The sequence below is a fragment of the Nocardia sp. 2TAF39 genome, assembly GCF_052114905.1.
Lineage (GTDB): Bacteria > Actinomycetota > Actinomycetes > Mycobacteriales > Mycobacteriaceae > Nocardia.
Genome location: NZ_JBFRFQ010000007.1, coordinates 1 through 23,556 on the forward strand (window position 1 = coordinate 1; position 23,556 = coordinate 23,556).

23 protein-coding genes and 1 pseudogene are annotated in these 23,556 nt (G+C 66.7%); 13 read left to right on the top strand and 11 right to left on the bottom strand.

The window, feature by feature from the left end:
• Positions 1-218: 218 nt before the first annotated feature.
• The 3 genes and pseudogenes from AB4Z47_RS06180 to AB4Z47_RS06190 form a co-directional block, all read right to left on the bottom strand.
• Positions 219-785, bottom strand: a complete 567-nt coding sequence (locus AB4Z47_RS06180) for a Tn3 family transposase (RefSeq protein WP_441948558.1) — start codon at positions 783-785, stop codon at positions 219-221.
• Positions 718-999, bottom strand: a pseudogene (locus tag AB4Z47_RS06185) (Tn3 family transposase); the annotation flags it as partial. The gene AB4Z47_RS06180 and the pseudogene AB4Z47_RS06185, both read right to left, overlap by 68 nt.
• Positions 1,000-1,124: 125 nt before the next feature.
• The gene (locus AB4Z47_RS06190; RefSeq protein ID WP_441948560.1) at positions 1,125-2,372 is read right to left on the bottom strand and encodes an MFS transporter; all 1,248 of its coding nucleotides are present in this window, start codon (positions 2,370-2,372) and stop codon (positions 1,125-1,127) included.
• Positions 2,373-2,446: 74 nt separating this feature from the next.
• Here AB4Z47_RS06190 and AB4Z47_RS06195 point away from each other — a divergent pair, with 74 nt between their 5' ends.
• Positions 2,447-3,289, top strand: a complete 843-nt coding sequence (locus tag AB4Z47_RS06195) for a TetR/AcrR family transcriptional regulator (protein WP_441948562.1) — start codon at positions 2,447-2,449, stop codon at positions 3,287-3,289.
• A 41-nt stretch (positions 3,290-3,330) separates the two neighbouring features.
• Here AB4Z47_RS06195 and AB4Z47_RS06200 read toward each other — a convergent pair whose 3' ends face one another.
• Positions 3,331-5,160 (bottom strand): acyl-CoA dehydrogenase, encoded by a 1,830-nt coding sequence (locus AB4Z47_RS06200; RefSeq protein WP_441948564.1) that lies wholly within the window; start codon positions 5,158-5,160, stop codon positions 3,331-3,333.
• Positions 5,161-5,542: 382 nt separating this feature from the next.
• Between AB4Z47_RS06200 and urtA the strand changes: the two genes are divergently transcribed.
• The 6 genes from urtA to AB4Z47_RS06230 all read left to right on the top strand — a co-directional run bounded on the left by urtA (position 5,543) and on the right by AB4Z47_RS06230 (position 11,506).
• Positions 5,543-6,823, top strand: coding sequence for an urea ABC transporter substrate-binding protein (gene urtA / locus AB4Z47_RS06205; RefSeq protein WP_441948565.1), 1,281 nt, complete (start codon positions 5,543-5,545; stop codon positions 6,821-6,823).
• A gap of 424 nt (positions 6,824-7,247) precedes the next feature.
• Positions 7,248-8,132 (top strand): urea ABC transporter permease subunit UrtB, encoded by an 885-nt coding sequence (gene urtB, locus AB4Z47_RS06210; RefSeq protein WP_441948567.1) that lies wholly within the window; start codon positions 7,248-7,250, stop codon positions 8,130-8,132.
• Entirely contained in the window at positions 8,129-9,271 is a 1,143-nt protein-coding gene (gene urtC / locus AB4Z47_RS06215; RefSeq protein ID WP_441948569.1) for an urea ABC transporter permease subunit UrtC, read from the top strand. The genes urtB and urtC overlap by 4 nt, the downstream gene beginning before the upstream one ends.
• Positions 9,268-10,110 carry an urea ABC transporter ATP-binding protein UrtD gene (gene urtD, locus AB4Z47_RS06220; protein WP_441948570.1) on the top strand — a complete coding sequence of 281 codons (843 nt, stop codon included), beginning with the start codon at positions 9,268-9,270 and terminating at the stop codon, positions 10,108-10,110. Before urtC ends, urtD begins: the two co-directional genes overlap by 4 nt.
• Positions 10,098-10,790 carry an urea ABC transporter ATP-binding subunit UrtE gene (gene urtE, locus AB4Z47_RS06225; RefSeq protein ID WP_441948572.1) on the top strand — a complete coding sequence of 231 codons (693 nt, stop codon included), beginning with the start codon at positions 10,098-10,100 and terminating at the stop codon, positions 10,788-10,790. Before urtD ends, urtE begins: the two co-directional genes overlap by 13 nt.
• A gap of 8 nt (positions 10,791-10,798) precedes the next feature.
• Positions 10,799-11,506 carry a GntR family transcriptional regulator gene (locus AB4Z47_RS06230; RefSeq protein ID WP_441948574.1) on the top strand — a complete coding sequence of 236 codons (708 nt, stop codon included), beginning with the start codon at positions 10,799-10,801 and terminating at the stop codon, positions 11,504-11,506.
• 3 nt (positions 11,507-11,509) lie between these two features.
• Here AB4Z47_RS06230 and AB4Z47_RS06235 read toward each other — a convergent pair whose 3' ends face one another.
• Entirely contained in the window at positions 11,510-12,388 is an 879-nt protein-coding gene (locus AB4Z47_RS06235) for an NERD domain-containing protein (protein ID WP_441948576.1), read from the bottom strand.
• Between the two features lie 217 nt (positions 12,389-12,605).
• Here AB4Z47_RS06235 and AB4Z47_RS06240 point away from each other — a divergent pair, with 217 nt between their 5' ends.
• On the top strand, positions 12,606-13,151 hold the full coding sequence (locus AB4Z47_RS06240; RefSeq protein ID WP_441948578.1) for a carboxymuconolactone decarboxylase family protein: 546 nt from the start codon (positions 12,606-12,608) through the stop codon (positions 13,149-13,151).
• An 8-nt stretch (positions 13,152-13,159) separates the two neighbouring features.
• Here the strand turns inward: AB4Z47_RS06240 and AB4Z47_RS06245 are convergent, their stop codons facing one another.
• Positions 13,160-13,933, bottom strand: coding sequence for a TetR/AcrR family transcriptional regulator C-terminal domain-containing protein (locus AB4Z47_RS06245; RefSeq protein WP_441948580.1), 774 nt, complete (start codon positions 13,931-13,933; stop codon positions 13,160-13,162).
• Positions 13,934-14,061: 128 nt separating this feature from the next.
• Between AB4Z47_RS06245 and AB4Z47_RS06250 the strand changes: the two genes are divergently transcribed.
• On the top strand, positions 14,062-14,439 hold the full coding sequence (locus tag AB4Z47_RS06250; RefSeq protein ID WP_441948582.1) for a VOC family protein: 378 nt from the start codon (positions 14,062-14,064) through the stop codon (positions 14,437-14,439).
• Positions 14,440-14,735: 296 nt separating this feature from the next.
• Here AB4Z47_RS06250 and AB4Z47_RS06255 read toward each other — a convergent pair whose 3' ends face one another.
• Positions 14,736-15,587 carry an SDR family oxidoreductase gene (locus tag AB4Z47_RS06255; RefSeq protein ID WP_441948583.1) on the bottom strand — a complete coding sequence of 284 codons (852 nt, stop codon included), beginning with the start codon at positions 15,585-15,587 and terminating at the stop codon, positions 14,736-14,738.
• A 94-nt stretch (positions 15,588-15,681) separates the two neighbouring features.
• Here AB4Z47_RS06255 and AB4Z47_RS06260 point away from each other — a divergent pair, with 94 nt between their 5' ends.
• Entirely contained in the window at positions 15,682-16,080 is a 399-nt protein-coding gene (locus AB4Z47_RS06260) for a winged helix-turn-helix transcriptional regulator (protein WP_441948584.1), read from the top strand.
• 53 nt (positions 16,081-16,133) lie between these two features.
• Positions 16,134-16,550 (top strand): PPOX class F420-dependent oxidoreductase, encoded by a 417-nt coding sequence (locus tag AB4Z47_RS06265; RefSeq protein WP_441948585.1) that lies wholly within the window; start codon positions 16,134-16,136, stop codon positions 16,548-16,550.
• Positions 16,551-16,631: 81 nt separating this feature from the next.
• Here AB4Z47_RS06265 and AB4Z47_RS06270 read toward each other — a convergent pair whose 3' ends face one another.
• From AB4Z47_RS06270 to AB4Z47_RS06285, 4 genes are all read right to left on the bottom strand, one after another.
• On the bottom strand, positions 16,632-17,333 hold the full coding sequence (locus AB4Z47_RS06270; RefSeq protein ID WP_441948587.1) for a polysaccharide deacetylase family protein: 702 nt from the start codon (positions 17,331-17,333) through the stop codon (positions 16,632-16,634).
• Positions 17,334-17,453: 120 nt separating this feature from the next.
• Positions 17,454-17,885, bottom strand: coding sequence for a hypothetical protein (locus AB4Z47_RS06275; RefSeq protein ID WP_441948589.1), 432 nt, complete (start codon positions 17,883-17,885; stop codon positions 17,454-17,456).
• Positions 17,886-17,890: 5 nt separating this feature from the next.
• Positions 17,891-19,291 carry a dihydrolipoyl dehydrogenase gene (gene lpdA / locus AB4Z47_RS06280; protein WP_441948590.1) on the bottom strand — a complete coding sequence of 467 codons (1,401 nt, stop codon included), beginning with the start codon at positions 19,289-19,291 and terminating at the stop codon, positions 17,891-17,893.
• 330 nt (positions 19,292-19,621) lie between these two features.
• The gene (locus AB4Z47_RS06285; RefSeq protein ID WP_441948592.1) at positions 19,622-20,590 is read right to left on the bottom strand and encodes a dipeptidase; all 969 of its coding nucleotides are present in this window, start codon (positions 20,588-20,590) and stop codon (positions 19,622-19,624) included.
• Positions 20,591-20,808: 218 nt separating this feature from the next.
• Between AB4Z47_RS06285 and AB4Z47_RS06290 the strand changes: the two genes are divergently transcribed.
• Together AB4Z47_RS06290 and AB4Z47_RS06295 are read left to right on the top strand one after the other, a co-directional pair.
• Positions 20,809-21,351, top strand: coding sequence for an AMIN-like domain-containing (lipo)protein (locus AB4Z47_RS06290; protein ID WP_441948593.1), 543 nt, complete (start codon positions 20,809-20,811; stop codon positions 21,349-21,351).
• Positions 21,352-21,384: 33 nt separating this feature from the next.
• A complete protein-coding gene (locus tag AB4Z47_RS06295) occupies positions 21,385-23,442 on the top strand; it encodes a prolyl oligopeptidase family serine peptidase (protein ID WP_441948595.1) in 2,058 nt (685 codons plus the stop codon).
• Positions 23,443-23,556 lie beyond the last annotated feature (114 nt).

Below are 23,556 nucleotides of genomic sequence, written 5' to 3' on the forward strand. Positions count from 1 at the left end.
GAATCCACCCCGAACGGGTCATCTCCTGGGGCATCGACGGCGGATCCTTCGACTTCACCAGTCGCCGCGCCGAGTAGTCAGGCATCGTGGGCGATCCCACCAGAAAGGCCGTCACCGACCGTCCGGTAGTGAGCGGAATAGACCGCGTCAGCGAGTGAGACCGGGCGCACCACGACAACGGCCACACCGACCTCCGCTACGGCAGTGAGGGATCTGATTCAGCAGGACCATCGGTCACCGACGGCACAATCCCCTTGCACCGCTGGAGGAGACGTCGCAGTACAACCGGTCAGGTACCCCGCCTCGAACACATGGTAATCGGTATTACAGCGTGTTCGAAGCTGCGCGGGCCGGAGGCTGGGGTGGTCAGAAAAGAGTGTCGCGGACTCGTAGCGGTCGGTAGCCGGTCGGCCCCAGCTGGGCGAGTTCGGCATCGATGTCGACCTCGATCGCGCCGAAGAATTGATGTTCTCACTGTGCGCGGGTGAGATGTGGGCGAGCACGTCGTCGTCGATGCGGCGCCCGGTGCGCCGCATCTGCTCCACGGCCAGCCCGTAATACTCTGTCGTCCAGGCGATTACGGCGTTCATAGCGAGGGTGAGACACCATGCTTGTTCGGTCTGTCCGTCCAGGTGCCGGGCCCGGATCATGCCCTCGTGAGCGTAGAGCAGGTCGCGGCGCAGCGCGTGCAGGGATTCGCCTTGTTGAGCTGGCGCGAGATTTGCGCCGATAGTCCGGATCGGCGAGGTATTTCGCGGCGTAGATCGTGCGCCGCAGCGCCCCATACTCCTTCGACGCCGCCGCGAGGGCGTTCGGGCGGCCCGACGCCGAGCGTTTCCCGACCAGCAACGAGGCGGTGGCGTGCCCGAACTTCAACGACCCCGCCAGGCGCAGCAGATCGTCCCAGTGCGCGGCGATCAATTCCAGATTCAGCTTGCACGTCATCAACGGTCCCGTGCGCGGAAACCGTGACGCCACGAACCACACCCTCCACCACACCGACCGACCCCAACGCCAGCCAGCAAACCACCACTCACCCCCACCCGCAGCGCAACAACCGGAAAACCCGGCCCTACCAGCCGACTACGGAATATCCGCCCGAAAGTCGGCCGATGCTACGGCTACTAGGGGGCCGCGGACACGCAGCGCCGCAGGCGCTGCAAATCGAACACAGCGACCAGTGTCATGCCGAGGGCGGCGACCAGGATCAGGGCAAGGGTCCAGGCGAGAGCCGAAAAGCCGTGCGGCGCAGCGGCCGCGGCGACCAGCGGGCCCACGGTGGCACCCACGTAAAAACTGAACATGGCGACCGACATGGCGGCGGCGCGCGACTCGCCACCCAACTCGCCCGCGCTCTGCAGGACCGCGGGGGCGATAACGCCGAGGCCGCCGACCAGGACCGCGAGCAGCACAGTGAGCACCGCGAGGTGTGTCCCCTCGAACGTCGCCGCCACCATCGCCGAGGCCGCGATCAGGACGCCGAGCACGATCTGACCGTGCTTCGACAGCCGGGCCAGCGGGACGGCCAGCAGCGGAAGTGCCACCATCACCGGGAGCGCTCCCGCACGCAGGGCGAGGAGCTCACCTGATCCCTTGACGATGCCGGTGAGTTCGAGGCCGGTGTAGATCCCGACCATCACCGCCATACTCATTGCACCGGCCACGAGCATCGGCAGCAGCGGCTTGATGCGCAGCACCGCGGGGATCGCGGCATAGCTGTGCCGCAGCGGAAGGTCCCGCCCCGTTGGCACGTCGCCGAGCATCACGCCGCGCAACACCAGCGCGAGCACGGCGAAAACAACAGCGGCACCGATGAATACGGTGTGCCACGGAAACGAGCCGACCACCGCCTGCGAGACGATCTGCGCGACCACCGTCGCCGCGAGAAACGATGTCGCCACCGCCATGGTGACCACCGCGCGGTGCGCGGGTGCGATGCGGGTGGCCACATAGGCCATGATCGCGGGCGGAATCGAGCCGACGACCAGCCCCTGGACGATCCGCAGGCCGACGGCCACCGGCGCACTGAACGCCAGTCCGGTCAATAGAGTGACCACCGAGGCGACCAGCATTCCGGTGACCAGTACCCGGCGGTGGCCATAGCGGTCGGACAACGGGCCGAATAACACGAAGCCACCCGCGTAGCCGAACGCGAACGCGCTGATGATCCAGGTCATCACGCCGGAGCCGACGCTCCAGTCGGCTTTCATGGCGTTGAAAAGGGGAATGGGGACATACATCTGGCCGGTGGCCAGCAGGGCGGACAGCACGAAGACGGGCAGCGTGCGCGCGGTGTGGGCGCGCGGCGACGCGTTGCGGTGACGCGTCATGGCCGGGGCGTCGGCCGGGAGCTGATAGGTGGGCGTAGCCATGGCATGACAGTAGGTCTTCCACGTACACGTTGTCAACCAAATAGTTGGTTTAATGAAATGGTAAAGTGTGGCCCATGACGGCCACGGTGAAACGAAGCGACGCAACCAAACAGGCCCTCCTGCGCGCCGCGCGCGACGAATTCGCGCAGTACGGCTTGGCCGGTGCCCGGGTCGACCGCATCGCGGAGGCGGCGGGCGTGAACAAGGAGCGCATCTACGGCCTGTTCGGCAGCAAGGACAAGCTGTTCGACGTCATCCTCATCGAGACCATGCGCGAGTTCCTGGACGTGGTCAAACCCCTGGCCGACACCGAACCGGGCGCGTATGTCGGCAAGCTGTTCGATTACCACCGGCACAACCCGCAGCTGCTACGGCTACTGCTCTGGGAGGCGCTGCACCGCGGCGCGGACGCGCATGACATAGATGGCTGGCGCGCCGAGCACTATGTGCGCAAATTCGACCGCGCCCAAGAGCAATTCGACGTGGACTCCAGTCGCGCGGGCCGACTGCTGCTCGCACTGTGCGGCCTGGCCAACTGGTCGCACGCGGTGCCGCAGACCACCCGGCTGCTGCTCGGCGAGGCCGCCGCGGAGGACAAGGACGCGACCCGCGAGTTCATGATGGAGTTCGCCAGGGCGGCGATGCGGCGCGACCCAGCCGCGGCCGCCGACAAAGCGACCCCCCTGGAAGTCGAATCGGTCAATACGTTGACCACTGACGAGATGTCCGAGGTGGACCGGGCGGCACGCCGCCTCCGCGACGCCCAAGCGGCCACCGAAGCCGCCCGCGACGACCTCGCCGCCGCTCTGCGCACCGCCCACACCGAGGGCGCAAGCGCCAACCAGCTGGCCAGACAGGTCTCCGGCACCCTCTCCCGCCCCGTCGTACTGAAACTCCTATCCGCCCCCAGCACCTGACCCCGCGCGAGAATGCCTCGCTAGGCTCTGCCGCTCGCGGATCAGAAGGCTGCCTCGTCCAAGTTCATGATGTCGTTGTCGAGGGTGGTGATGATTCCCTTTACCGCCGTCAGTTGCGGTAGCACGTTCTTGGCGAAGAAGCTTGCTACGGCAACCTTTCCGGCGTAGAAGGCGCGGTCCTTCGCCGGCGCGTCGGCCCCGAGGGCCGCGGCCGCGATCTCCGCTTGGACCAGAAGTCGCCAGCCGATGAGCAGGTCACCGACCGCGAGCAGGAACCGCACCGAACCGAGACCGATTTTGTACAGTTCGGTCGGCGACTGTTGCGCGGCCATCAGAAACCCGGTGAGCGCGGCGGTCATCGCTTGCACATCGGCCGAGGCCGTGTGCAGCAACTGCCGCTCGGCCTCGAACCGGCCGGTCTTCGCGTCGAGGAAGGCCGCGATCCGGCGGTTGAGGTGGCCGAGCGCCGCGCCCTTGTCGCGGACGATCTTGCGGAAAAAGAAGTCCTGCGCCTGGATGGCGGTGGTGCCCTCATACAGCGAGTCGATCTTCGCGTCCCGGATGTACTGCTCGATCGGATAATCCTGCAGATAACCCGAACCACCGAAGGTTTGCAGCGACTCGGTCAGATACTGGTAGGCCCGCTCGGAACCGACGCCCTTGACGATCGGCAGCAGCAGGTCGTTCACCCGGTGCGCGGTGTCGGCGTCGGCGCCCGAAACCAGCTGCGCCACATCGGCGTTCTGGTGCGCCGCGGTGTACAGGTACACCGCGCGCAGGCCCTCGGCGTACGCCTTCTGAGTGGCCAGCGAACGCCGCACGTCCGGGTGCTGGCTGATGGCGACCCGGGGCGCGGCCTTGTCGGTCATCTGGGTCAGATCCGCGCCCTGCACCCGCTCCTTGGCGTAGTCGAGGGCGTTCAGGTAGCCGGTCGACAGCGTTCCCGAAGACTTGATGCCGACCATCATGCGCGCGTTCTCGATCACCTGGAACATCTGCGCGATGCCGTTGTGCACCTCGCCGACCAGCCAGCCCTTGGCCGGCACCTCGGTGCCACCGAAAGTCAGCTCGCAGGTGGGCGAGGACTTCAGACCCATCTTGTGCTCGACCCCGGTGACGTACACACCGTTGCGGTCGCCGAGTTCCAGCGTCTCGTGGTCGAACAGGAACTTCGGCACGTAGAACAGCGAGAGGCCCTTGGTGCCGGGTCCCGCCCCCTCCGGCCGGGCCAGCACCAGGTGGAAGACATTCTCGGCGGTGTCGCCGACCTCGGCACCCGAGATGAAACGTTTCACGCCCTCGATGTGCCAGGACCCGTCGTCCTGCCGGATGGCTTTGGTGCGGCCCGCGCCGACGTCCGAGCCCGCGTCGGGCTCGGTCAACACCATGGTGCCCTGCCACCCCTTCTCGAGGCCGAGGGTGGCCCAGTGCTTCTGCTGCTCGGTCCCGACGTTGTAGAGCACGGAGCCCATGACCGGACCCATGTTGAAGAAGGAGGCCGAGGGGTTGGCGGAGGTGATCATCTCCGCGACCGCCCACACCAACGCCGCGGGCGCAGGAAGGCCGCCGATGCCCTCCGGCATGCCCAAACGGCTCCAGCCCGCGTCCCGCACGGCGGCAATCGTCTTGCGCAGCGGCTCAGGGACAGAGATGGAGAAGGTGTTCGCGTCGTAGACCACCGGATCGCGGTCGGCCGCCGCGAAGGACTCCGCGACGGGGCCCTCGGCCAGCCGCCGCACCTCGGACAGGATCTCGCGGGCCGTGTCGGAATCGAGGTCGCCATAGGCACCGGTATCCAGGAGCTTGTCCAGCTCGAACACTTCGAACAGGTTGAACTCGATATCTCTCAGGTTCGCCTTGTAGTGCCCCACCTTGTCCTCCTCGGCTCGCGACTGCACGGCCCGTTGTGCGGATCGTGGGTTCTGACGTTGTACAAATCGAAGCGTGCCGCACGGCGGCGACGCTACGCAACCGTAGACACACCACACCCCCCTACGCAGCGCGCGGTTTCCGCCGACCTCGCACCAGTTCACCCGCCGTTGCCGGCAAACGTTCACATCGGCGAAACAGACGAAACCGACGCGTCACCGAGAGATATTCCGGCGCAATAACTTCTGTCTACCGTTCGCATCACGAATACAGCCGTTGTATACAGCCCGGTCTATCGCCGTGACCGGCGCGAAAGGCGGCGTATTCGATGCGGCGCGAACCCAGCGCCGCCGCACCACCTGATGAGGAGAAGGGTTCCGCCCCATGCCAGATTCCCGTGCCATCCCTCGACACCGCTCCACGCGCGTGGTCAAGGCCTTGGCGGTACCGACTGCGGTCGCGCTCGCCGGCTTGTTGCTGACTGCCTGTGGCGCCAAGGACGACGCCTCGACTACCGGCTCGAACGCCGTGTCCTGCGTCGACACGTCGAAGGACACGATCAAGGTCGGGTCGCTGCACTCGCTGTCCGGCACCATGGCCATTTCCGAGGTCACGGTCGCCAACTCGACCAAGCTGGCCGTCGACCAGATCAACGCCGCAGGTGGCGTCCTGGGCAAGAAGGTCGAGCTGGTGCTGGAGGACGGCGCGTCGGACCCGAAGACCTTCGCGGAGAAGGCGGAGAAGCTGATCAGTTCCGACTGCGTCGCGGCGGTATTCGGCGGGTGGACCTCATCGAGCCGCAAGGCCATGAAGCCGAAGTTCGAGAGCCTGAACTCGCTGCTCTACTACCCGGTCCAATACGAGGGCTTGGAAGACAGCAAGAACATCTTCTACACCGGCGCGACCACTAACCAGCAGATCATCCCGGCGCTGGACTACCTGAAGCAGAAGGGCATCACCTCCCTCTACCTGGTCGGCAGCGACTACGTCTTCCCGCAGACCGCCAACCGCGAGATCAAGGCTTACGCCGCGGCGAACGGCATCGAGATCAAAGGCGAGGACTACACCCCGCTGGGTTCGACCGACTTCTCCACCATTGTGAACAAGATCCGTACCGCGAAGGCCGGCGCGGTGTTCAACACCCTCAACGGCGACTCCAACGTCGCCTTCTTTCGTGAGTACACCAACGCGGGCCTGAAAGCGGCTGACATGCCGGTGGTTTCGGTATCCATCGCCGAAGAGGAAGTCGCGGGCATCGGCGCGCAGAACGTCGCAGGACAGCTGACGGCCTGGAACTACTATCAGACCGTCGACACCCCCGTGAACAAGAAGTTCGTCGCGGACTACAAGGCCGCCTACGGCGCCGACAAGCCGACCTCGGACCCGATGGAAGCCGCCTACGCCTCGGTCTACCTGTGGAAGAACACCGTCGAGAAGGCGAAGTCGTTCAAAGTGGCGGACATCCAGGCCGCCGCCGACGGCGTGACCTTCGAGGCGCCGGAGGGCCTGGTCACCATCGATGGCTCCAACCACCACATCACCAAGACCGCCCGCATCGGCGAAATCCGTCCGGACGGACTCATCTACACGGTGTGGGACTCGGGCAAGGCAGTCACACCGGACCCATACCTGAAGTCCTACAACTGGGCCGAGAACCTCAAGTAGACGCGCCCGTTCGCGGCCCGAACGCGCGCTAGGAGGCAAGCGACGGTGATTTCCGAAACCCCGGCGCCGAAATACCCAAGCCTTCAAGCGCCGTTCGCGGCCCGCGCGGCTGAGCACTACCCGCTCGCGGCCGGCTCGCATCCGAGCAGCCGAAGCGGTCACGAGTCCGGCCGGCTCATACGCGATCCACCAAACAAGCCGCAATCATGCACCGCCGCGCATTCACACGACACGACCACACCGGCCCCGCTCCCCTTTCCGAGCGCAGCGAGACCGAGCATTGCCCGTTCGCGGCCCCCTCATGGCCCGCGTCCGAGCGGCCGCCGCGTCCGCGACGAAGTCGCCAGCGGCGGTCGGTCGGACGCGGGCCATGAGGGGGCCGCGAACACGCCGCGCCCGCGCGGCCAAAAACACAGGAGTTTTTATGGACGTGCTGGTCGGCCAGCTTTTCACGGGGCTGAGCCTGGGGTCAATTCTTTTGCTCGCAGCGCTCGGGCTTTCGCTCACCTTCGGTCAGATGGGCGTGATCAACATGGCACACGGCGAGTTCATCATGGCCGGGTGCTACACGACTTACGTGGTGCAGAAGGTCATCTCGTCGGCGGGTGTCTCACTCGTCGTCGCACTGCTCATCGGATTCCTCGTCGGGGGGCTGCTCGGCGCGGCGTTGGAGATCGGCCTGATTCGTTGGATGTACGACCGGCCGCTGGACACCTTGCTGGTCACCTTCGGTGTCGGGTTGGTATTGCAACAGCTCGCCCGTGACGTCTTCGGCGCGCCCGCCAAAAATGTCGTCGCGCCCGGCTGGCTCAGTGGCGGCGTCACGATCATGGGCGCGGTGGTGCCGAAGACTCGCATCTTCATTCTCGTCCTCGCGGTCGTCGCGGTGACCGCGCTTGCCGCGGTGCTCGGGACGACACCGCTGGGGCGGCGGATCCGCGCCGTGGTGCAGAACCGCGGCCTCGCCGAAACCTCCGGTGTCTCCAGTCGTTTCACCGACATCAGTACCTTCTTCATCGGCTCCGGGCTGGCCGGGGTCGCCGGGGTCGCGCTCACACTGATCGGTTCCACCAGCCCGACGATCGGCCAGAGCTATCTGATCGACGCGTTCCTCGTGGTGGTCATCGGCGGGCTCGGCCAGATCAAGGGCACGGTGATCGCGGCGTTCGCCCTGGGCCTGCTCAATTCCTATATCGAATATTCGACCACCGCGTCCATCGCGAAGGTCATCGTCTTCGTCATCATCGTCATCTTCTTGCAGGTCCGTCCGCAGGGCCTGTTCACCGTCCGCACAAGGAGTCTGGCTTGACTTCGCTCATACAACGGTGGCGCGCGCACTCCTCGCTCACCGCACTGGCCGGTTTCGCGGTCGCCGCCCTGCTGTTGTTCGTGGTCGCCCCGGCGGTGCTCAGCGACTTCCGGCTCAACTTGCTCGCGAAGTTCCTCTGCTTCGCGATCGTCGCGGTCGGCATCGGATTGGCCTGGGGCCGTGGTGGAATGCTGACCCTCGGTCAGGGTGTGTTCTTCGGCATCGGCGCCTACGTCATGGCGATGCATCTGCAGATGGCCGACGCGGCCCGGCTCGGCAACGACGTGCCAGAGTTCATGGAGATCGCCGGTATCCGCGGCTTGCCCTCGTTCTGGAAGCCGTTCGCGTCCGCTTCGGTGGCGCTGCTCGGCATTCTCGTGCTGCCCGCGCTGATCGCCGTGGTGCTCGGCTACGGCGTGTTCAAGCGCCGGGTCAAGGGCGCTTACTTCGCCATCCTCAGCCAGGCACTGGCCGCCGCGCTGGCCATCCTGCTCACCGGCCAGCAGACCATCGGCGGCTTCACCGGTCTGTCGGATTTCCGCGCCTTCTTCGGCTTCAAGCTGTCCGACCCGGCGAACCGGCAGATGCTGTTCTTCATCGCGGCGGGCACCCTGCTGGTTGTGGTCGCGCTGGTGCGGCAGCTGATGCACAGCAGGTATGGCGAACTGCTCGTCGCCGTGCGTGACCAGGAGGAGCGGGTGCGCTTCCTTGGGTACGACCCGGCGAACGTGAAGATTGTCGCCTACGTGGTCGCCGCGTTCTTCGCGGGCATCGCCGGTGCGCTGTTCACCCCGATCGTCGGCATCATCTCGCCCGCCGACATCGGCGTCGTTCCGTCCATCGCGTTCCTCATCGGTGTCGCGATCGGCGGCCGCAGCACCCTGCTCGGGCCGGTGCTCGGCGCGGTCGGCGTGGCGTGGGCTCAGACGGCGTTCTCCGAGGAGTTCCCCTCCGGCTGGACTTATCTGCAAGGCGTGCTGTTCATCGTGGTGGTCGGCTTCGTCCCGGCCGGACTCGCCGGACTATGGCCTGTGCTGAAGGGCCTGCCGGACAGCCGGTTCCGGCGTTCGGCACCGGTCGCGGTGACCGAAGTGCTACCCGAGGCCGAACCCGCGGCGGAGAAGGTGGAATCCCGATGACCGAGACGACGCGACCCAGACTCGGCGGCAACGCCGGAATGTCCAGCGAGTACCTCGAAATCCGCGGCCTGTCGGTGAGTTTCGACGGCTTCAAGGCCGTCACCGACGTGGACTTGACGGTGTTGCAGGGCGACCTGCGCTTCCTCATCGGCCCCAACGGGGCGGGCAAGACCACACTCATCGACGCGATCACCGGACTGGCCCCGGCGACCGGATCAGCGCAGAAGACCGGCGTCGAACTACTCGGCAAGAAGACGCACCAGATCGCCAGACTCGGCATCGGACGGACGTTTCAGACCGCGAGTGTGTTCGAGCAGCTCAGCGTGCTACAGAATCTCGATATCGCGGCGGGCGCGGGCCGGTCGGCACTCTCCATGCTGCGGCGACGTAAGTCGGTGCTGCCCGGCATCGAGGAGGCGCTCGAGACCATCGGCCTTGCCGACCTGCGGGACCAACCCGCGGGGGTGCTGGCACACGGGCAGAAGCAGTGGCTCGAGATCGGCATGCTGCTGGTGCAGAACGCCTCGGTGCTGCTGCTGGACGAACCGGTCGCGGGCATGAGCGCCGAAGAGCGCGAGGAGACCGGGGACCTGTTGCGCCGGATCGGTGCCGAACGCGTCGTCGTGGTGGTCGAGCACGACATGGACTTCATGCGCGCCTTCGCCACCTCGGTGACCGTGCTGGCGGGCGGCACAGTGCTCAGCGAGGGCACCGTCGAGGAGGTGCAGGCGGACCCGAGGGTGCAGGAGGTGTACCTGGGTACCGCCGCGGCCGTCGGGACAGACCTGGAAGACGAAACGACCATGCAGGGCAAGGAGTCCGCTGAATGCTCGAGCTGATCGATATCCACTCCGGCTACGGCCGCACCGAGGTGATCCACGGCGTCTCGGTGACGGTTCCGGACGACAGCGTGGTCGCCGTCATGGGTCACAACGGGGCGGGGAAGACCACGCTGCTGCGCACCGCCGTCGGCCTGATCGGCACGAAGTCGGGGCGGATCGAATTCGACGGAGAGACCATCACCAAGCTGTCCCCCTCTCGGCGAGTGCGCCGCGGCATCGCGTACGTACCGCAGGGACAGCAGAGTTTTCCACAGCTGACCACCGCGGAGAACCTGCAGGTCGTCGCGGACGGACGCAAGCGGGGCAAGGAGCTGATCGACGAGTCGCTCGACCTGTTCCCCGCACTGCGTGAGCTGCTCACCCGCAAGGCGGGTCTGCTTTCCGGGGGCCAGCGCCAGCAACTCGCGATCGCGCGGGCGTTGATCACCGAGCCGAAGCTGCTCATCCTCGACGAACCGACCGAGGGCATCCAGCCGTCGGTGGTCGCCGAGATCGAGCGCACCATCATCGCTCTCACCCGGCGCGGCGGGTTGAGCGTGCTGCTGGTCGAGCAGCACATCGGCTTCGCGCTGCAGGCGGCGCAGCGCTACTACGTCCTGCGATCCGGCCGGGTCACCTCCACCGGGGCGGGCGGCGCGGGCGCGGAGACCGCGGTCCGCTCGGCGATGGCGATCTGAGCGCCGCCATGACCCGCCACAGGGGTCGGATCCCGTTGAGCGAGCGCGTGTACGACTCGCTGCGCCGGGATCTGGCCACCGGAGCGATTGTGCCGACCGAACGGCTCGGCGAAGAACGACTCGCCGAGATCTACGAGGTGTCGCGCACCCCGGTGCGCGAGGCGCTGGCCCGGCTGCAAGCCGAGGGGCTGGTCGAGCGGCTCTCCGACGGCCTGTACCCGTACCGGCCTCGGCTGGACGAACTCGATCACCTCTATGAGTTACGGATTGTGCTGGAGGCCAGGGGGATTCAGCGGGTGCAATCCGGCGGACCCGAGTCGACGCCAGGGCACGACCTGGATCTGGTGCGCGCGGAACTCAAAACTTGGCGTGCGTTGCGCGACGATCCGCCCGAGGCGGGCCCCGGGCTGGTGGCCGCCGACGAACGGTTCCACACCACGTTGCTGACCGCGGCGGGCAACGCCGCCCTTGCCGACGCGCTCACCGCCGTGCACGTCCGAGTACGGCCGGTCCGCACGCTGGACCTGCCAACCCCGGACCGGATCGCCACGATGACCGCCGAGCACATCACGATCGCGGAGCAGTTGCTGACCGGTGCGTTCGATGCCGCGCTCGCGACACTGACCACCCATATCGATACATCGCGGGCACACGTGCTCGCCCGCGCGCAGCACGCGCTGCGGCTCACCAAACTGGGCCGGGCCGTGCGAGATTGATGCTCAGCAGTTCGACTGGAACGGCCAGCACTCGGTCGGACGGTACGGCGGCGGCGACGGCGTCGGGCTCGTCGTGGTGGTGTCGGCCGCCGGGGCCCGCTGCGCCGAATCGTGGGCCAGCGCGGTGGCGATCACTCCGAGCACGAGCACCATGCCGACAACCGCGACGACGACCACAGTCCAGCCCGCGTATGCCTGTCGTTTGGTCGCGACGCCCGGCGTCGGCTCGATTCGCGGTTTCGGTTGGCGCGCAATGGTTGTCGTCGGCTCCGGCACGTTCTCCTCGAATCCCGCGTCGATCAACTCGGTACGGGACGGGGCGAGGCCGGCGAGGCCGAGCGCATTACACGCGCCGATCACTCGGTCCGCGGTCCAGTTGCGCGGGCCCGCGGAGAACCCCTCCAGATAGATGCGCAGCTCGGTCGCGTCCGCGACATTGCCGACGACGACATCCAGGCCGGGCCGCAGGTTGGTGCGCGAAGGGCGCACCACCGCGCCGCGAAACGGAATGAGCACGACGGCTCCGCTGATGTGCCCAGGGTCCTGCAACGACCGCTCGAGCATGTGCTTGACGGCGTAGATGCCGTGTTCCACTCGATCTGACGGACTTCCGGAATCGAAATCGTCCAGCTCCACCGGAGCGTCGCTGATCTTCCACGGCCCGTCGGCGGGAATGCTCAGGATGCCGCTCTGCCTTCGTTCGAACCCGTGCACCTCGAGCACGGTGACCCCCCGCGGTGTCCAGACCACCGCGTCGATCCGCCGGTTGTCCGCCTCCAAGTCGATCATGGCGAGACCGGTCGTCGGATACGACCGCAGGCACGCGACGAATTCCCGCTCGGCGCCGGAAAGCTGCGCTCCCGGCCTGATCCTCACCAGCATTTGTTCCCCTGCCGACCTGTTGCGTATACCTGGGTGCGGGCATCCCTTTCTGGCCCCGGCGACTCGCACCGGTACTGATGATGACGGGGTATCCGCCCGAAAACCACTGGAAAGCAAAAGAATGGTTCCGCGATCCGCGGCCTACCGCACGGTAGGCTCACTACTCGGCCGGCACCGGCGCCGGCCGCACAACACCACGCGGAGGTGGCGACCAAGCATGGTTTCAGCGCTGCGACCACGCATCTCGCCCGGACGACTCCGGGAACTGGGCCCGATCAATTGGGTGGCCTGGCAGATACTTTCCCGCGCTGCGGGTACCGACGACGCACACTTGTTCAGCACGCTCGGTCGGACGCGGGGCCTGTTCCGCGGCTGGCTGCACTACTCGGGCAAGCTCATGCCGGGCGGACGGCTGCCGCGCCACGAATCGGAGCTGGTCATCATTCGCGTCGCGCATCTGCGCCGGTGCGACTACGAGTTGGACCATCACATCCGGCTCGGCAGGCGAGCCGGGGTGACCGGAGAGATCCTCGACCGGCTGCGCGGCGGACCGGGTGCGGAGGGTTGGTCGAACAAGCACCGGGCGCTGCTCACCGCAGTGGATCAGCTGGTGCAAACACGCGACCTCGACGACGACACGTGGGCCGCGCTGGCGGAGCACTACGACGAGCGCCGCCTGATCGAAATCGTCCTGCTGGTCAACCAATACGAGGGCCTCGCAGCCACTATCACCGCCCTGCGCATCCAACCCGACCGCGTCTAGGTTCGGCATCAGGAGGCGCGCGTTCCCTCGATGTGGCGGGCCAGCCCGTCCAGTACCCGGGCCAGCCCGAATTCATAGGCGTGGTCAGCGCTGTAGGCAGCGTCGTGGACTTGGCCCGCGGCCGCGCCGACACGTGCGGCCAGCGGATAGCGCCGCACGTCGAAGACCTGCTCCAGCAGCGGGGCGGCGCGCTCCCACCACTGCAGGTCGGACATCGCACTGTCCGCGGCGGCGCGCTCGGTGTCGATGGCGATGCGGGCGACGGACGTGACGAAACCGAGCACGAACGTCAGGGCGGCGTCCATCGTGACGTCATCGAGGCCGAGACCGTCGAACGCCCGCAGCTCGTGGTCGTATTTCGCGGCGAGGCCGGGGCCGAGCGGTGGACGGGTGGTCGGCAGGTAGGCGACCCACGGATGGCGGGCCAGCATGGCGCGGTTCTCCGCGGCGACGAGGGTGACCCGTGCACGCCAGGACAGGCCGGTCAGATCGGCGCGCGCCATCTCCGCATACACCGTGTCGAGCATGAGGTCGACCAATTCCGCCTTGCCCGGCACATAGGTGTAGGTGGCCATCGGGGTCAGGCCCAGCTCGGTGGCGACCGCGCGCATGGTGAGCGCACCGATGCCCGCCGAGTCGGCGATCTCGATCGCCGCCGCGACCACCGCCTCGACGCTGCTGCGCTGCTTCGGTCCGCGGCCGGGGCTCGCCGGAACCCGCCACAGCAACTCCAGGGTGCGCACGGGGTCGCCCGCGCTGCTGCGCTCCTTCGGCTGTCCCACGCTGCCTCCTATCCGCTCGAATCCCGATCGTATCGACGTGATCCAGCTCACAGCACGACGGCTGGAGATTTCTCTACAAAGTACAATCTACTTAGTATAGAATTAATGCCGGCAAACCGAGGAGGACTATGAACATCACCGCTTCCGCCATCTCACTCAACGTCCCCGACCCGCAGGCCTCGGCGAAGTTCCTCGTCGACCACCTCGGATTCGAGGAGAAGATGTCGGCCGACGGTTTCGTTTCCCTGGATCGGCACGACGCTGGGCTGAACGTGATCTACCTGCGCACCGGGCTGGCGACGTTCAAGCCGAAGAGCGCGGCGGGCAGCGCGGGCGAAGGACTGCTCGTGGTGTTCGTCGTGGACGATATCGATGCCGAATACGCCCGGCTGCGCGGCGAGGGGGTGTCGATCGTGACGCCCGTCGAGACCGAGGAGTGGGGCGAACGGTACTTCCAGATGAGCGATCCGAACGGGATCATCATCCAACTGGTGCAGTGGGTATGAGAGGTGTTTTCGGCCGCGCTGTGTTTGTTTTGCAGCGCCTGCGGCGCTGCGTGTTCGCGCCCCCCAATGGCTCGCGTCTGAGCGACCGACGCTGGCGACTTCGTCGCGAACGCGTCGGCCACTCGGACGCGGGCCGGGCCGCGAACAGGCAATGCTCGGTCTCGCTACGCTCGAAAATCGTGGTCGTACCGATGCGGCGTCGTAGCGAGTTGACCGCAGCAGCACCTGACATTCGCCATTCGCCCCCTTGCTTGCCCGACGTCGTCGCGACGTCGTCACGGAGGCGGACGCTTGCCTCAGCCGAGCGCCGCGCGGAATACCTCGACCGCAGGAGTGGCGGGGCGGCCGAGCAGCTCCCGCAGGTCGCCGGACTGCACATCGAGTATGCCTCGGGAAATTCCGGTGTCGGCGTCGGCGAGCCCGTTGGCGTAGGCGGCGGGCAGCCCCGCCTGCAGCAGCCCTGCGGCGTACTCCGCCTCCGGCAGGTTCTCGTAGCGCACCGGTTTGCCCGCCGCCTGCGAGATCACCTGGGCCAGTTCGGCGTAGGTGAGCCGTTCGTCGCCACCGAGTTCATAAACCCGTCCCGCGTGACCGTCCGTGGTCAGCACCCTGGCGGCCGCGTCGGCGTAGTCGGCGCGCGACGCGCCCGCCACCCGGCCCCCGCCCGCGGCGCCGTGCAGCACGCCCGACTCCACCGCATGCGCGAGGCCACCGAGGTAGTTCTCCCAGTACCAGCTGTTGCGCAGAATGACGTGCGGCACAGTTGATTCGGCGAGTGCCGCCTCGGTCCCTTTGTGCTCCTGCGCGAGAATCAGCGGATTGTCGGTCGCGTTCGGAATACTGGTGTAGGCGAGCAACTCAACGCCTGCACGTTCGGCGGCGCGAATGACGTTCGTGTGCTGGGCTACGCGCGCACCGAATTCATTGCCGGAGACCAGCAGCACCCGGTCGACGCCGTCGAGCGCCTTGTCCAGCGCCGCCGCATCGTCATAGTCGGCCTGCCGGACATCGACACCACGCTCGGCCAGGTCGGCGACCTTCCGCGGATCGCGCACAATCGCGACGACCGGCGTCGGTCCCTCGCGCAACAGCGCCTCCACCACGAGTCGGCCCAGCTGTCCACTTGCCCCGGTTACTGCGACGGTCATGACTACCTCCCTAGGTATGTTCTGCTAGCACTAACTATTGGTAAGTACTATGCATTTCTACAGCACTCTGGTCAAGCTGGGTACTATCTGAATCATGAGCACCCAGCGAACTGTGTCGGTGGACGCCGACGATCCCACGCTGGAAGCCGACGTTTTCGCCAGGAACTGCACGTCCCGGCCGGTATTACAGAATGTGGCCAGCCGCTGGGGCACGCTGGCGCTTGTCGCGCTCCGCGAGGGTCCGTACCGATTCAGCGCCCTGCGTAGACGGGTCGACGGTGTGAGCGAGCGCATGCTGTCACAGACCCTGCAGGCACTCGAGCGCGATGGCATGGTGCACCGCGAGGTGCACGAGACCATCCCTCCTCGCGTCGAGTACACCCTCACCGAGTTGGGCTCCGAGGTCGCCGCGCACCTGGAAGCGCTCATCCACTTGGTCGAAACGAACATGCCACGCGTCCACGAGGCGCAGGCGGCCTATCACCGCGACTGAGCGAACCGCTGCTCGTACGGGAAGACACCGGCAGCACAGGCGGTTACACGGGCATGGAACTCGCCGCCGCAGTCGATTTCGCACGGAACCACCGCAGGTCCGTGCTCACCACGATCCGCCGCAACGGGCGCCCACAACTGTCCAACGTGCTGCACGTCGTCGGCGACGACGGCCGCATTCACATCTCCATCACCGCCGACCGGGCGAAGTACCACAACCTGGTCCGCGACCCGTGGGCCGCGATTCACGTCACCCGTGACGACTTCTTCGCCTACGCGGTCCTCGAAGGCACAGTGGAAGTCACACCCGTCGCCGCCTCCCCGGATGACGCCACGGTCGACGCGCTCGTCGACTACTACCGCACCGCCTCCGGCGAACACCCGGACTGGTCCGAATACCGCACCGCGATGGTCGAGGACCGCCGGGCCCTCGTCCTGTTCACCCCCACCCACGCCTACGGCATGCTCTGAGTCGCCGGCGAGCCCGACCCCGCAGCCAACCAGCGGGTGAGGCCGGCGCGAATGCCGGATACGGTCGGTCCAGCGAGCAGCTCAGCGGGACATCAAATCGGAGACGGTGACGAAACGGTATCCCGCGGAACGTAATTCGGCGATGATACGCGGGATGGCGTCCAGCGCGGCAGTGCTTCCGTGCATCACGTGCAGCAGGATGATCGAGCCGGGGCGGACCTTCTCGACGGTATCGGCGACGATCCCGCCCGCCGTGGCGCCCTTGCCGGAATCGGGTTCGACGTCCCACATCACCGTGACGCGGTTGTGCTCGGCGAGGTAGTGCGGCAGCATCAAGAGCTTCTTGCCGTAGGGCGGGCGGAAGGTGATCGGGCCGATATAACCGGTTTTCATGATCTCGGCGTCGGTGCGCTCCACTTCGTCGCGGACGGTGCCGGGGGTCACGAAGACCATCCGCCGATGCGAAAAGGTGTGGTTGCCGATCTCGTGGCCGGCAGCGGCGATCGCCTGCCCGTACTGGGAATGCGCCGCGAGATAGCGGCCGTTCAGGTAGAACGTGGCTGGAACCTGGGCATCGGCGAGAACTTTCAGCACCTGGGGTGCCCGGTCCGTCGGCCCGTCGTCCAAGGTCAGAGCGACAACTTTCGCGTCGGTGTGCACCCGGTTCACCACGTGACCGCCCAGCTGGAACGTGCGGGCGTTCATCAGATAGTAGGTGCCCACCCCGAGCAGCATCACGGCGACGAGCACCGGCACACTTCCGAGCAGCAATCTGCGAAGCATGCTCGCTGTATAGCAGACCACCGATGCCGACGCCGATTTCCGACGTCGCTACCGGTCCGGAAACCCTTGCCCGAGAAGCCCAGATACTCGCCGCTCCAGAGACGGCACGGGCGGTCTCGCTCAGCGTCCGCCGAGGAATGCCTCCGCGGGAATGAACAATTCGTGGCCCGATTCGAATCGGATGTGCACGCCTTCCGGCCGCCAGTCCGCCTCCCGCAGGACCGGACGCTCAACGTTCGTGATGGCGATCTCGATGAAATGTCCGTAGATCAGATCGGAGGACCGGCCGGTGTACACCTCGTAGGCCTGGGGACGGCCGAGCAGCCAGCTGCGTTTCCGCACGATGCCCACGTAATGGGTCGCGGTGTCCTCGGGATACTCGACGTGCTCCGGCTGCGCCATGCGCTGCACCGCTTCGAACCGGTGGAGGGCGGTGTCGGCGAGGACGATCGCCAGGGTGGCACAGCCGCCGAGCACGGCGCCGAGCAGCAACCGCACGAATGGCCCGGGCCGGGGCATGACCGCCCGGGCCGGGCCGTTCGAGGACGACACGCGGATCAGAAGTTGATCATGTGCCCGGCCAGGCCGTGGAAGGCTTCCTGAAGGGCTTCGCTGAGGGTCGGGTGGGTGTGCACGTTGCGGGTCAGCTCGTTGACCGTCAGGTCCCACTTCTGCGCCAGCGTGAGCTCGGGCAGCAGCTCCGAGACATCCGGTCCGATGAGATGACCGCCGAGCAGCTCGCCGTACTCGGCGTCGGCGACCAGCTTCACGAATCCGGTCGGGTCGCCGAGGCCGTGCGCCTTGCCGTTGGCGGTGAACGGGAAAGTCGCGACCTTCACGTCGTAGCCCTCGTCGCGGGCCTGCTGCTCGGTCAAGCCGAAGCTGGCGACCTGTGGCTGGCAGAAGGTAGCGCGCGGCATCATCCGATAGTCACCGAGGGTGACGGTCTCCGCGCCGGCGATGGTCTCGGCCGCGACCACACCCTGCGCCTCCGCGACGTGCGCGAGCTGCAGCTTCGCGGTGACATCACCGATGGCGTAGATGCTCGGCACGTTGGTGCGCATGTGGTCGTCGATCACGATGGCGCCACGCTCGAGTTGCACACCGGTGGTTTCGAGGCCGTAGCCCTCGACGCGCGGCGCGAAGCCGACGGCCTGCAGCACCTTGTCGACGGTGACGGTCTCGATCGAGCCGGTCTTGTTGTCCTTGATCGAGACGGTCACCTTGGCGCCGTCGTCGTCGATGGACTGGACGGCCGCACCGGTAGTGATGGTGATGCCGAGCTTCTTGTACTGCTTGGTGATCTCCTTGGAGACGTCCACGTCCTCGTTCGGCAGGGCGCGGTCGAGGAACTCGACGATGCGCACGTCCACGCCGTAGTTCTTCAGGACGTATCCGAACTCCATCCCGATCGCACCGGCGCCGACGATGAGGATCGAGCCGGGCAGGTCGCGGGTGAGGATCTGCTCCTCGTAGGTGACCACGTTCGCGCTCAGCTGGGTGCCGGGCAGCAGCTTGGTGACGGTGCCCGCCGCGATGATCGCGTTGTCGAACGTGACCGTCTCGGTGCCGCCCTTGCTGAGCTCGACCGACAGCGAGTTGGGTCCGGTGAAGGTGCCCTTGCCGTCGAACTCGTCGATCTTGTTCTTCTTCATCAGGAAGTGAACGCCCTTGACCCGGCCGTCCGCGACCTTGCGGCTGCGGTCGAACGCGACGCCGAAGTCGAAGTTCACCTCACCGGAGATGCCGAAGGTCTTCGCTTCCTTGGTGAAGATGTGTGCCAGTTCCGCATTCCGGAGCAGCGCCTTGGACGGGATGCAGCCGACATTGAGGCACACCCCACCCCAATACTTCTGCTCGACGATCGCGGTACGCAGGCCTAACTGTGCCGCACGGATGGCGGCGACGTAACCGCCTGGACCGGCACCGAGAACGACAACATCGTAATGGGAAGTCACATGTGCGAGCCTAACTCCGTCGGGTGAACTTCACCCACCGGTCCCCCGCAACAGTGAGACACCCGCCACACCAGGCTGGAACCAACGCCATCGACGGCGCAGATCGGGTAGGTCCCGGCGGTTGGTCTGGGCACGTCAGCAGTGGTGGATCGGACGCGGTCCGGTGTCCGTCCCAGCGCCGGTCCGTTCGACACCTGCCCCAACGGCGCCGCCGTTCCGTCGCCGGATCTGCTGGACGGACCACACCGGAGTCTCCGTCGCTCTGCCCCCGAGTGGCAGCCGATCCAGGACCCTACTGCAAGATGCCGGTACGGCTGGGGTGATCTCCGTTCAAGCCCAGACCTGCCCGGCGATCCGTGCGAAATTGCCACCGAATACCGCCGCCCGATCCGCCACGCTGAACCCGCGGCCGGCCAGCGCCGCGTCCAGACCGGGCAGCTCGGTGACGCCGAGCAGGTCCTCCGGCGGAACCCATTGCAGCGGACCCCATGTGGTGTACATCGCCGAGAAGGCGTCCGGATTCTGCCTCAGCTCGTCGTTGAAGTCCTCCGCATCGAACGAATAATCCGATCCCACCCCGATGTGCTCGATCCCGACCAGCGCGGCCCCGTACTCGATGTGCGCCGCCATCGCCGCCACTCGCTCGGCCCGCTCGTCGACCGCGTTGTGCCCCAGGAAGATCCCCACACCGTTGATCCCGATCACGCCGCCGGTCGCGGCACACGCGCTGGCCTGCTCGTCGGTGATGTTGCGCGGATGGTTCCACAGCGCGGCGAAATTCGAGTGGCTGTAGATCATCGGCGCCGCGCTCAGCTCGGACAGTTCCAGGCCGGTGCGCCGCGAGCAGTGCGACCCGTCGGCGAACACCCCGACTTCGTCGAGCTTGCGCACAAGATCGCGCCCATAGGCGGTGAGCCCGGTGTCGTCCGCATCCAGGCAGCCGCAACCAGCGGCGTTGGCGTGGTTGTAGGTGGGAAGCAGCGAGCGAACACCGAGCTCGTAGAACTGCTCGACGTTGTCCAGATCTCCGCCGAGCGGCCCCGAGTCCTCCAGGTCGAATGCCAGTGCGATGGTGTCGCCGCCGATATCGCCGACTCCGCGCACCAGCCGAAACCGTCCGTCCGCCTGCACATCCCGGCGAAACCGGTGCAGCAACGTCAGCGAGTCGGCGGTCGACTGGCGGGAGTATCCGACATTCACCGACAGATACGACCCGGGCGGATACCGCGCGAGGTCGGAGATCCGCGCCGCGGGCGACAGCGGCAGACAGCAGTGCTGCTCCCAGAGAAACGGTGGCAACCTCGAACCTCCTGGTCGGATCGGCCTTGAAGCAGCGATCCTACTGGCCGCCGGGAGCACGCGGCAGCACCCAGCAAATATCGAATCGCTACACTGACTGCTGCGGGCGATCGGCCCACGTCACCAACGTATTTCGGCATTCGTCGACTCGTAACAGGGTGTCCGTAACGACCGATGCACCAGTACGTCATTCCCTTCGTCCTGAAGGCGGTGCGACCATGCGTCGCTTGGTTCTCCTGTTCGTCTCACTCGTGACATTCGTCGGCCTCTGGATCGCTCCCGCAACGGCGGCCGCCGCGCCGGACTGTGGATCGGCCTGGGATTCGCTGGACCAGGCGAGCCCCGACCAATCGCGCGCGCCGATCACCGGTGTGCGGTCAGGTCGGCACGAATGCTTCGATCGACTGGTGTTCGACATTGCCGGACCGGCGACCGGGTATCGCGTCGGCTATGTCGATCGGGTCGTCATGGACGGCTCCGGAGCAATCGTCCCGCTGCGCGGCGGGGCGTTGCTCAACATCGTCGTCGGCGCACCCGCCTACGACGAGGCGGGCAACGCCACCTACCAACCCGAGAACCGGGCGGAGCTGGCCGACGTCGGCGAATACCAGACCTTCCGCCAGGTGGCCTGGGCCGGATCGTTCGAGGGGCAGACCACGGTCGGACTCGGCGTGCGCGCTCGGTTGCCCTTTCAGGTGCACAGGCTGGCCGGACCGGGCAGTGGGTCGCGCGTCGTGGTCGACGTAGCGCACTCCTGGTGACGCCGGGTTGTGCCGCTCGGCAACAATGTGGACATGACCGGTGTTGAGCAGAATGCGACGGACCCCTATCTCTGGCTCGAAGAAGTGACCGACGAGCGCGCCCTGGACTGGGCCCGCGCGCACAACGCCGTCGTGGTCGAGCGTTTCGCCGAGTCGGAACGGTTTCGCGGGCTCGAGCGCCGCATCCTCGACATGCTCGACACGGACACCAAGATCGCCTACCCAGGGCGGCGCGGACGCTGGCTCTACAACTTCTGGCGCGATGCCGAGCACCCGCGCGGCCTCTGGCGGCGCACCACGTTCGCCGAGTACGCCAAGGACGACCCGGGCTGGGACCTGCTGATCGATCTGGACGCGCTGGCCACCGCCGAGGACGAGAACTGGGTATGGGGCGGGGCCGCGGTGCTGCGTCCGGAACAATCCCGCGCGCTGATCAGCCTGTCCCGCGGCGGCGCGGACGCCAAGGTGGTGCGCGAGTTCGACATCGAGCGCAGGGCGTTCATCGATCCCGCCGACGGGGGGTACTTCCTACCGGAGGCGAAATCGGAGATTCGCTGGATCGACATCGACTCGGTGTACGTCGGTACCGATTTCGGTCCCGGCTCGCTGACCGATTCGGGGTATCCACGCATCGCGAAGCGGTGGCAGCGCGGCACCGAATCAGCCGACGCGGAAACAGTTTTCGAGGGCGAGGCCGGTGACATCGCGGTGTCGGCCGGGTACGACCGGACGCCCGGCTACGAACGGCACTTCGTCGGCCGCGCCACCGACTTCTTCAACGAAGAGGTCTACCTGCTCGAGGACGACGGCACGCTGCGCCATCTCGACCTTCCCACCGACGCGACCGAATCCTGGTACAAGGATTGGCTGCTGGTCCGGCTGAAGTCGCCATGGGAGGTGGGTGGCGCCAGCTATCCCGCCGGTGCGCTGCTGGCCATCGACTTCGAGAAGTTCCTCGCCGGTGCAAGGGAATTCGAGCTGATCTTCACTCCCGACCCGCACACCTCGCTGCACGGCTACGGCTGGACCGAGAACCACCTGCTGCTGATCACGCTCGAAGACGTGCAGACCAAGCTCTACGTCCTGACCCCTGCCGCCGACGGCTGGCAGCGCGAGCCGCTGGCCGACACTCCGCCGATGGCGACCACCAGCGTGCTGAACCTGGACCCGCTGGAGGGTGGCGACGAATTCATGCTGACCACCAGCGGGTTCACCACGCCGGCCACGCTGCTGGCCAGCGCCGTCGGCGGGCGCACCGAGCAGCTCAAGCAGGAGCCGGGCTTCTTCGACGCCGACGGTGTCGAGACCGAGCAGTTCTTTGCCGAGTCCGATGACGGAACCATGGTGCCGTACTTCGTGATCCGGCATCGCGACCGCAAGGGCGCGCCCGGCCCGACGGTGATGTCCGGCTACGGCGGCTTCGAGGTGTCGCGCACCCCCGGTTACAGCGGCGCGTCCGGTATGGGCTGGCTGGAGCGCGGCGGCACCTGGGTGATGACCAACATCCGCGGCGGCGGCGAGTACGGGCCGCAGTGGCACACCTCGGTGCAGAAAGCCAACCGGCACAAGGTGTACGAAGACTTCTCCTCGATCGCGAAAGACCTTGTCGCACGCGGCATCACCACCGCGGCACAGCTCGGCGCGGTGGGCGGCAGCAACGGCGGACTGCTGATGGGCGTGATGCTGACCCGCTACCCCGACCTGTTCGGCGCGATCGTCTGCCAGGTGCCGTTGCTCGATATGAAGCGCTACCATCTGCTGCTCGCGGGCGCCTCGTGGATGGCCGAGTACGGCGACCCGGAGAAGCCGGAGGAGTGGGAGTACATCGGCAAGTACTCGCCGTACCAGAATGCCCGCGCCGACCTCGCCTACCCTCCGATCCTGCTCACCACCTCGACCAGGGACGACCGGGTGCACCCCGGTCACGCCCGCAAGATGGCCGCGCTGCTGGAGGAGCAGGGCCACGAGTTCTGGTACCACGAGAACATCGAGGGCGGCCACGGCGGCGCCGCCGACAACAAGCAGTCCGCCTTCCAGGCCGCGCTGATCTACGAGTTCTTCACCCAGATGCTGATCGAACGACGCGGGTAGCCGTCCGGCCCATCCGAAGTGCGTCGCCGCCTCGCGCGCGATCTCGTGTGGGCCGATGCGTACCGGATACCCGGGCATCGGGGATCTACCTGTGCCGTTCGCCTCAGAAGGCGT